This window comes from Gemmiger formicilis, assembly GCF_900167555.1.
Taxonomy (GTDB): Bacteria; Bacillota; Clostridia; order Oscillospirales; family Ruminococcaceae; genus Gemmiger; species Gemmiger formicilis.
Map to the genome: position 1 here is coordinate 1 of NZ_FUYF01000037.1, position 9,539 is coordinate 9,539.

Consider the following 9,539-nt stretch of genomic DNA (forward strand, 5'->3'; position numbering starts at 1 on the left):
GCATACCAGAAAAATCGGAATCCACATTGCGTTGTAGCTTTCTCCGTTGGCGTTATAGCCTTGGTTTTGCCAGAGCGCTGCAGCATGGAATAGAGGATAGAATCCCAACCACTCGATACCATTTTTCATTCCGGAAAGGCTCAGCAGCGCGGGCAGGCAATAGGCAACTGCACTGATAAAGAGCGCAGTCAGCAAATTCCCCAATTTCTGTCCAAGCCATAAGGTGATCCGGCTCATGCAGAGGCAGGCGGCAAAACGGCAGATTAACCAGAAAATCAGCAAATCCGACAGGGTTATAAACTTGGGTACAGCCTGCAAGTCGGAAATACTCATCGCAGGTCCCAGCAAAGAGGGCAAGCCATAGTCACGCAGCACCTGCCACAGGTGGGGCAGAACGGTTCCGAACGATATAACCGCTGCCACAGCGGTACTTTGCCGCAGCTTTGCCTTTACAGTGTGTTTGCGGCCCAGTGATGTGGTTGCCAGAATCTCATCCATGCCGCCTTTGCGTTCCATTGCAAATAAGCCGCTGAAGCACAGCGCACACAACAGCCCCGCCAGAAGTGTATCCTGCACATCGCCGGTGCCGGTAAATCCGAACAGCTTTTTATAGCCGGTTTCATAGACAAGCCATGCACCGGGATTTTCTTTCAGATAGTAATTGATGTTGGACTCCACTACACGCTGATAGACAGAATATTTCTGCTGCAGTGAGCTGTAGGCCAGCAGCGCATCACTGCTCAATTCACCGCTGTTGACGCGCTTCTGGGTCTCCAGCATGGGAATAAATTCGTTGCGCTGATCTTTCAGCCAGTCGCGGCTTTCTTCGCTCCACGGGCCGGAAATGTGCTTCATATAATAGGCATAGTAAATTTCGTCCGCGTCTATGTAGCTCTCCGCCGTCACGCCCTGATAGATGCCAAACGCCAGAAACGCTGCCAAGAATACTGCGGCCCCATTCATCAACAATAACTTCCTGCCCTCTTCATGGGTAACAGAGGTCGCACGCGTTTTGCGGGAAAACGTAAGTGCAAAGCTGTGCTTGGCAGCCGGCAGCAGCTGTGCCTTGGCAAATACCGTACAGAATGCTGCAAATAGCGCACCACCCAAAACGGCTGCCGTCAACCATTCGACCAGCGGCAGGCTGACAGGATTACCAAACCAGAAAAGATTCCGATAGTTTCCCAGCAGCTCATTGGTCTGCAGCAGGCTCACCATATTCGCATATTTTACAACGTTCCAATGACTTGTGGCAGGAATTGCAGCACGAATACCGTACATTGCCAAGGGCAGCGCCAACGCGCCAATCCAACCGGCCGCAGCACGTTTGGCGATAAGGGCAGCCAGCATGACCCACAGCCCCATCACAAACGCACCGGCCCACTTAGCAAGTAAAAACCGAAAAAGATACTGGCCAACGGTAATTTGCATGGTACAGCGCATCAAAGCCGGAACGCTTTGAATCGTGCGGTTCATGGGGCCAAGGCTGAACGATGCCGAACAGTATGCGAGATTGACCCCATACAGCACCGTAAGAACGACCAATAAGCTGGCAGCAAATGCCGCCAGCTTTGCAATGGCCGTCTTTAACCGTCCACCGGGCAAGCTGCGAATCAGGCTCAACAAACCGCTGTCGCGCTCTTGGCGTACAAGAATCAGCGCAAGCAGCAGCATAGCCGCCAACAGGATAAGATCCGTGAATGCATAGCTGATGGCCGTGTACAAACCCTTTTGCGGGTAATAGTCTATAGGCGTATCTGCCAGCCCGGCATAAACCTGCGCGGTCAGTTCTATGTTTTTTAAATCGTACCCGGTACGGTCATTTTGAAAAATGGAGATGCCGGACAGTTGGGTGGCCTTGGTTTGAACCCCCTCCAAGAAGTCGTTGTAAGCAGCCACGGTGTCATACTCGCTTTGCAGCTGGCTGAACAGGCGGTACTCTATGTTCAAATCATCTGTGAATAGGGTGTAGGATTTGTCATTATATTCCTGCTCATAGGCATCAAACATAGCGGCATTGTCCTGCCGATACTGGGAAAGGCCATAGCCACCGTATGCCATTTCACGGTAATACTGTCCGATTTTTACAAGGCTTTCTATCTCGGTGTATTTGTCATGCAGATAGCTGCCTTTTTCCTCCATGGTCTTGCCTGTCAGTTCTGCGCCTACAACCCGGTACGCAGAGGCGGGCGGCTGTTTGGCGGTGGGGCGGGTGCCCATCCACAGCAGCAAGAGATTGGCGGATGCCAGTATCGCCAACAGGACAGGAAACACCCTGCCGCCCCAAATTTTGCGGAGTTCAGCAAAAAACAGGCTCATTTGCCGTCCCCCTCACCGAACACATTCAGGTAGACATCCTCAAGACCTTGGCCGGGTGCGTATTTTTCAATCAACTCCGGCACGGGCGCGGCATCCACGATCTTGCCGGCGCGCAAAAGAATAACCTTGGTTGCTACTGTTTCTACATCCGAAACAACGTGCGTTGCCACAAGAATAATGCGGTCTTTCGCCATATCTGCCAGCAATTCACGCAGACGGACGCGCTCCTTTGGGTCAAGACCTGCCGTTGGTTCGTCTAAAATTAACAGCTTCGGATCTCCAAGCAGGGCGGATGCCAACAGCAGGCGTTGCTTCATGCCGCCGGAATATGCAGAAAGGCGCTTGTCCAACTCAGCAGTCAAATTTACGGCAGCGGCCACACGATCAACCTCGACTGCAACGGCTTTTCTAGGAATTTCTTTTAAGGCAGCCATGTAGGCAAGAAAGCGCCGCCCAGTATAGCTGTCGTACAGTCCCTGCTGCTGCGGCATATAACCAAGAATGCGGCGGAAGGTGATGCCCATTGCAGGCTTGCCGCACCAGAGGACCTCGCCAGAGTCAGGAGCAAGTGTGCCTGTGATAATGTGAATCAAAGTAGACTTTCCCGCCCCATTTGGCCCAAGCAATCCGTAAAGCCCCGGCGTTAGTGTAATTGATACCCCTGACAAGGCTTTTTTCACTTGTGGCTGTGCATTTTTCTTAAATGTAAACAGGGAAATTTGCGAAATATATGTCTTGTGAATTGAATCAAGTGTAAATGTACGGCTCATAATTACAATCCCAATTTACCCATGAAGTTTTAACAATAGGTAGAATTATTCGAATGCGTCTTTAACCATTAAGTAACCGTTTTGATTTGAATTTATATAATCCTGCTTTGTAATGAAGGCGTATATGTTAGCAACATAATCGAAGTTTGAAACTGTACCGTCTTCAGAGACAGAGGTAGGAGTATACGTTTTATAATCTGTGGCAACATAACAAGTGTCACCAATGGTTGTCAACACATATACCGGACGATTATTGTATGGGGTTTGCAATGTAAATTCTGTACAATTACGTGTGTCAAAATCCAGAATATAAGAACACATATCATACGAGCCATCGGTCGGTATATCTGCTGCCAGCGTTTGTGCTTCGGTAATCATTAAATTCCCATCAAATAGATACCGCATACTTGGGGCGCCGAAGCCTTCTTTTACTGTAAAAGAAGCACTTGCTTGCTCTTTATCAGATAAACGGATTCTTTGGACAGAGTTCGCCTGCTCGTCGAGGACAAAGAGGTATCCGTCTTGAATCATCGAATTCCCGCTCGAGCTACTGTCAACAAAAAACGGATCGGACATTGTTTTGCTTTGCGGATCATACATGCAATAACTGATTCCGTCGGAAGAAAGATGATTAAAGCACAGTTCATTGTTTACACCATCGCACAAAGAATAGTGGTCGCTATCGGATCCCAAGTCCATCACTTTTTCAGAAGTTCCATTCTCGAAGCTCACATACCACAGCTGATATGTGACGTTCCCGCTATCATCAATCTCGTAAAGATCAAAATAGAGATCATTTCCAGAGGTACAAAAGCCGCCTTGCATATATTGATTGGATGCGAGTTCAAATACGGTTCGACGATTGGAACCATCCATATTCATCAGCATCCCATGCGGGTTACTGGAGTCGGTGGTTTCAGTAAAGACGACCAAAAGCTGATCGCCAACACGCAAAAGCATGGGCGGAAACATCGCTGAAGGTGTAGCTATGTAACTGGGGCAGCTTTCATCTGCATGTGTACAATTGGGGTTCGCACATAGAAAAATGCGTTCCTTTGTATTGGCATCAGTATAAAATATGTTTGCAGAGTCCGGAAACACTGTTTGCAGTTCATAGATTCCGGAGTCAGTGGTAACATATAAACCGTCTCCTGCGGATGTGAAAACATTGTTGGAAGCAGGAACTTCTGTAGAGTCAGTAGCGGGGTCCACTGTGGCAGTGGCGGCTGACGAGGATGCGATTTCAGTGTTGGCCGCGTTGCATCCACTAAGGCAGGCGATGGCCAAACCTAAAGACAACAACTTATAAGTAAATTTCATGTTTCCTTAAAACCTTTCTTTACAAAAGTTGAAAAATGCAAATAAACCAACGCAAGTGCAACACTGTGCTTTGAGACGATGTCTTTGACAGGTCATTAGTGTTTCACTTGCGCTGGTCTAATAGCAATCAAATCCCGTATGAACTTACTTTTGAATGTCTATCATAGGGGAATCTGAAATTGCGCCGGAAGGTTAGTGGACGCGCACCCAAACAGAAATGCCGCTGCCACCGAAATAGACGGTACTCCAGTCGCCAACAGGCTCACGGGCGGTTAAAAGCTCCCGAGAAGTGTACAAACGAATTACGGATTCGCTATTGTCAGCCAGGCGCGAATCAGCAGAGCCCGTAGAAAGAGGCCAAATAATTGCACGGCCACCATTATCAGAACGATTTACGGCATAATTGACATTTGCGGTAACCATCATGTAGTAACCGGTGTAGCCCTTGCGAGTTCCGATGATGAAATTCTGATCTCTTCCCATCGTGTCGGTTTTCATCAGGTTCAATGCACGCCCCTGGTAAGCGGACCCTGTCGAACCGTTGATGTTCAGCAGATAGCCAAATTGTGCGTTGGGACGATAGCTGGCTGCAAAGGTGGGGAGTGCCATAGCTACCATCATAGCAAGAGCGAGCAGGAACATGGGGATGCGTTTCTTCATCGTTGACATTTGATAAGCCTCCAATCTAATGGATTTAATAGGGTTGATGTTCGGACAATATTTCAGCATCTGCGCGCCGATGCCTAATACCGAGGAGGAAACTGTTGTAAGTTATGCGTTATCTTGACATCAAAATAGCACAGTTTTCTACAAAAGTCCACTAAACCTGCGTATACGCAAAAAAATGTGCATGAATGCAAAAATCCTCTGTGCGAGTTGTTCTGCACAGAGGATTAAAAAGCAATATTGATTATGAGAGAATTGATGTGTTTACAGGTGATTCAGATATATCCGGCCAGTCGGCGCTAAAAATAAAGCGCCCATCATCATAAGTGAAGAGGTACTCGGCGTGGTACTTTTCTAAAATGTCTTTGACGTTCCCAATGCCGAAGCCATGAAGCAAGGGATCTTGCTTGGTTGTAGGAATATGACCGTCATTGATCTGAACGATATTACTGGGATTGATAATTAAAATAGAAAGCATATTCTCGCTGTAAAGGATCTGAATACTGACCCAGCGGTTTGGGTCGGACAAGCCTGCACAAGCTTCCATGGCATTATCAATCAAATTGCCCAGCACAATAGTCACATCTACACGAGGAAGCCTCAGCGCGGAAAGATCATTGACACGAAACCGCATATCAATGCCTTGCTTCTTCCCAATATATCCCTTTTGGTTTAGAACCGCATCAATAGCAGCATTATGGCTGTTGACAAGCAAAATCCGCTCACTTTGGCGCACATTCAACTCGGAAAGGAATTCCTTGGCATCGTCAACACGTTCACTTTCCAACAATTCAGATAAAGTCGAAAGGTTGGCTCGGAAGTCGTGCGTCATTTTTCTTTGCCCTGCATACGCCTGACTCAAAGCCTGAATGTTTTCGTCCTGAACGTGGGCGCGTTCGTTGGCAGCAATCAGCTTCTCGCGATTTTCCGCGTTTTCTTCAAGATAGTCCAATAAAATCAATGCAGCAATATCAACAAGATCGAGAATCAATAAACAAATCTGCCATACACGTTGTTCTTCCGGGTGGGTATATACCTGCCTGAGCACAAGCAGTGTGCAAACAGGAAATACAGCAGATAGGGGAACCCAAGCGCTTGCACGAGTCCTTGCGTGTAGAGGATGATGATATTTTTTAATAATCAGTGCAACAAATAGGGAAATAAACCCGCGAACGAAGAATAGCACGGAGTATAGAGGAACATTCCATATATATTCTTCGTAGTCCAAATTTCCAGCATATAGGCAAAAGGACTCAAACCAGTGACTGTAGGAGAATAAAACAGAATAAACAGTTACGACAATAAAGAAGCGTCGATCCCAACGGCTTTGATATAGAAAAACACATAACACATATATTAGCACAATCTCTTGTAACATTTTGAATGTATATCCGAGTTTTGTGCCAATGAGGATAGAGAGAGATGTAAAAATCAGGCAAAATAGTAAAATATATGACCAACGCTTTTTTCTATTATCGTTGTGAGGGAAAAAAGCATCAAATACAAGAATATCTACGGCTATCGCAAAAACATTGCCCCAAAGGCTAAGTATATTACCCCAGACTACTACCATAGTTGCTGCGCCTGCCATCTTACAAATTTTTGCTTATTGTCGCGATAACTACGAGCCCCCACAGGAAGTGTTTGACCGATTGTGAGAACGGCACTTGTACTTTGAAAAGACTGCAAATACGCCATATTTACAAGATAACTTTTGTGGATACGTAAAAACCCATGAGGAACAAGCAAATCCTCAAGCTGTGCCATAGTTAATCGGGTAATTAGCTGCTCACGGCATCCGCCTACCAAATGGAGATACTGCTCGCGTCCCTGACTTTCTATCCATGCAAGAGATTGGACCGGGATAGGCACACTCTCACCCTCACAGAGAATCTCTACTTTTCGCTGACGGGTGCGGCACATTGCCAGTGCATCTTCAAAATATGTAGGCAGCTTCTTTTCCAACTCGGATTTGGCAAGATAGCGAAAGGCATCCACTTCATACCCTTCAGGGGCATATTCGCTGAAATTTGTCACGAAAATCAATACAGCTTCCGGATTCATCTTGCGCATCTTTCTTGCAAGATCAATCCCGCTTTCTTTACCGAGGTCGATATCGAGAAATAGAATGTCATATTGCGCGATAGTGTCAGCACTCATTTCAGCAATATCAGTTAAGCAGCTCAATTTCATGGATTTGCTGGAATAGGCCGGCAATGATAGGATCCTTTTGAACATTGACTGTGCGAATGTTTGATCATCGTCACAAATAAGAATCTTGACCATACTCTCTCCTATATAGGCTCGACTGCCAATCTTTTGTTTGGGGTATGTTTTCAAAATAACGAATCCTCCGGGTTTTGTCAATAGATTTCTTTTTATATACCACGTTTGTGGAATTTAATCAAGCGGATTCCATAATTAAAACGGTGCCGAATTGTAAAATATTTATATTGTGCAAGGAGGGTAAAACGCTTATGTTGTATGATTTTGGGCCACGCCTGTTAAAACTGCGAAAAGACAAAAATCTTACGCAGCAGATGGTGGGTGAACGTGCAAAAGGGTTTGATCCGAACCTGCGACTTTCAGATTCAGTGCTGGGGAAATACGAAAGTGATCTTGCCGTTCCGCGACTGACGGAGGCAGCTGCACTGGCAGACGTTCTAAATGTTTCGTTGGATTATTTGACAAGCGGTGAGAAATGTAATGTCCTATCGCTTAAGGAATTAAGCCCAGAGCAAGTGCAATTGCTTATGGACTTGACAGCGTACATTCGAACCAAGAAAAGAAGATCTCAAGGACACAAAAATGCTCCGAAACCAACAACCGAGGAAACGGAATTGATCACTCGGCTGATTGCTGAGATTTTGTACTGAGTGCTTCTCCATCTTTCAAATTTTGCGTTTATGTCATATTTTTTGCGTTTGTGACATTTTTGTGGCGGGAATTATTTTCTGCTGATAAAATGAACAGCGTAAGGAGTTGACGTAAATGGAAGCATTGGCGGCAAGGATAGCGGCTTTTTGTTTACAAAAGCACTATATCGAACCAGACCAGATTGCTTGGCTGCAATATGGTTTGATGCGCCGCCTAATGGGAATGGTTACATTTCTTCTTCTGCTTCCAGTAGGTGCATTTTTTGACGGATGGAGGAGCACTTTCCTTTTTCTGCTGGTCTTCCGCTTCATTCGTATGCGGACAGGCGGATACCATGCTAAAACGCCAGCAGGATGCCTTTTAGGTTCAACATTTACAATGATCGTGTCACTAGAGTTTGCAAAGAGATTGCATCCTGTATCAAATCTAATTTGTCTCGCTGCTGCTTCTATCTTAATTTTAAGATTAGCACCAGCAAATAATGCTGCACTTCATTTGAACGCGGAAGAACTTGTTGCAGTACGCAAAGAAGTGAAATTAAGATTAGCAATCGTTATGCTTTCGGCGTGCCTATTGCTATTTTTTAGAGAACCGATAGCATATAGAGTGACTTCTGCGATTTTGGCTGTTGCGGTCACACTATTGATTTCTAAGCTCGGCTTTGGAATGCAATAATGCATTCTATTGATAAAAATTTTAAATATAAGGACGAAAGGGGTAATAATTATGGCATCAAAAGAAACCTTTACACAGCATCTTGCCCATGAAATGGCACAGGCAGTTGTTCATCGTGAACGCTATGGCTGGCCGCCGGATTCGCAGTGGGGTATGTTTCAGCCTACTCGCCCGGAAGAAATGAAAAAGCCGGCTGCGAAAGAAGATCACTAAAAACATTCACGTAATTCGCATGTCAAACGGCGGGTAATATTCTGCCGGAAAAATTCTGACATAGCCCTTAATACCAGTTAAGGAGAGGTTTCCTTGGAAGCCTCTCCTTGTTTTTTTCATTTGAAGGTACACAACAAATTCAAAAAATGAAAAGTGCCTTGAAGCCTCTTTTCTCAAAGTGCGGTTATGCTACATTGCCTATGACCTAATAGGTTTTTCTTCTATACGGAGAACCGCATGATGAGATTGTCGAATGAATAGCTCTGGCAATTCCATACAAAAAGCAAAATGGAATTGCCACTGCCATATGCGAACTCTGACGGTACATCCTCCATACGGGTGGACATATACCGAAGAAATTGTGCGTGTCAATTTTCAATTCGACAAGATTCTTTGTCGCTGTCGTTCACCACCAGTATTCCCATCGAAGAAAAAATGATGGGAGTACAGAAATGATAAAAAGGAACGATGGCATATCCAAAGATGATATATGCCAAAACCAATTTACTGCTTATGTGGTTTTGGCAGTAAAACGAAAACGCCAATCCTACATAAAGAAAAAGCAGAGAGATAACGAAAAAGAAAACCGAACTAAAAAGGAGGCAGAACAATCCGAATTTAGAACCGCCGGGTATGATATGTGGAGCAGAATGGAGCCGCAAAATGAAAAACTGATGGCTGCTATGCAGCAATTAAGTC

At 45.5% G+C, this 9,539-nt stretch carries 10 protein-coding genes; 4 read left to right on the plus strand and 6 right to left on the minus strand.

Going from position 1 to position 9,539, the window contains the following annotated elements; all coding sequences use genetic code 11:
- From B5D32_RS13750 to B5D32_RS13780, 6 genes are all read right to left on the minus strand, one after another.
- Positions 1-2,319, minus strand: a 2,319-nt coding sequence (locus tag B5D32_RS13750; protein WP_078785545.1) for a hypothetical protein, incomplete at its 3' end; no start/stop codon positions are given.
- Positions 2,316-3,089: an ATP-binding cassette domain-containing protein gene (locus tag B5D32_RS13755; RefSeq protein WP_078785546.1), complete on the minus strand. Its 774-nt coding sequence runs from the start codon at positions 3,087-3,089 to the stop codon at positions 2,316-2,318. The genes B5D32_RS13755 and B5D32_RS13750, both read right to left, overlap by 4 nt.
- Positions 3,090-3,134: 45 nt before the next feature.
- Positions 3,135-4,409, minus strand: coding sequence for a hypothetical protein (locus tag B5D32_RS15070; protein WP_143402782.1), 1,275 nt, complete (start codon positions 4,407-4,409; stop codon positions 3,135-3,137).
- Between the two features lie 192 nt (positions 4,410-4,601).
- Positions 4,602-5,078: a hypothetical protein gene (locus B5D32_RS13770; protein ID WP_078785549.1), complete on the minus strand. Its 477-nt coding sequence runs from the start codon at positions 5,076-5,078 to the stop codon at positions 4,602-4,604.
- A 241-nt stretch (positions 5,079-5,319) separates the two neighbouring features.
- Entirely contained in the window at positions 5,320-6,648 is a 1,329-nt protein-coding gene (locus tag B5D32_RS13775; RefSeq protein WP_159447065.1) for a sensor histidine kinase, read from the minus strand.
- On the minus strand, positions 6,642-7,361 hold the full coding sequence (locus tag B5D32_RS13780; protein WP_078785551.1) for a LytR/AlgR family response regulator transcription factor: 720 nt from the start codon (positions 7,359-7,361) through the stop codon (positions 6,642-6,644). Before B5D32_RS13780 ends, B5D32_RS13775 begins: the two co-directional genes overlap by 7 nt.
- A gap of 191 nt (positions 7,362-7,552) precedes the next feature.
- On the opposite strand from B5D32_RS13780, the gene B5D32_RS13785 reads away from it, so the two are divergent.
- The 4 genes from B5D32_RS13785 to B5D32_RS13795 all read left to right on the plus strand — a co-directional run.
- Positions 7,553-7,951 (plus strand): helix-turn-helix domain-containing protein, encoded by a 399-nt coding sequence (locus B5D32_RS13785; protein WP_078785552.1) that lies wholly within the window; start codon positions 7,553-7,555, stop codon positions 7,949-7,951.
- A gap of 115 nt (positions 7,952-8,066) precedes the next feature.
- The gene (locus B5D32_RS13790; protein WP_078785553.1) at positions 8,067-8,627 is read left to right on the plus strand and encodes an accessory gene regulator B family protein; all 561 of its coding nucleotides are present in this window, start codon (positions 8,067-8,069) and stop codon (positions 8,625-8,627) included.
- Between the two features lie 51 nt (positions 8,628-8,678).
- Positions 8,679-8,840, plus strand: coding sequence for a hypothetical protein (locus B5D32_RS15295; RefSeq protein WP_159447066.1), 162 nt, complete (start codon positions 8,679-8,681; stop codon positions 8,838-8,840).
- A 452-nt stretch (positions 8,841-9,292) separates the two neighbouring features.
- The coding region (locus tag B5D32_RS13795; protein WP_478292489.1) for a hypothetical protein at positions 9,293-9,539 on the plus strand (247 nt) is incomplete at its 3' end.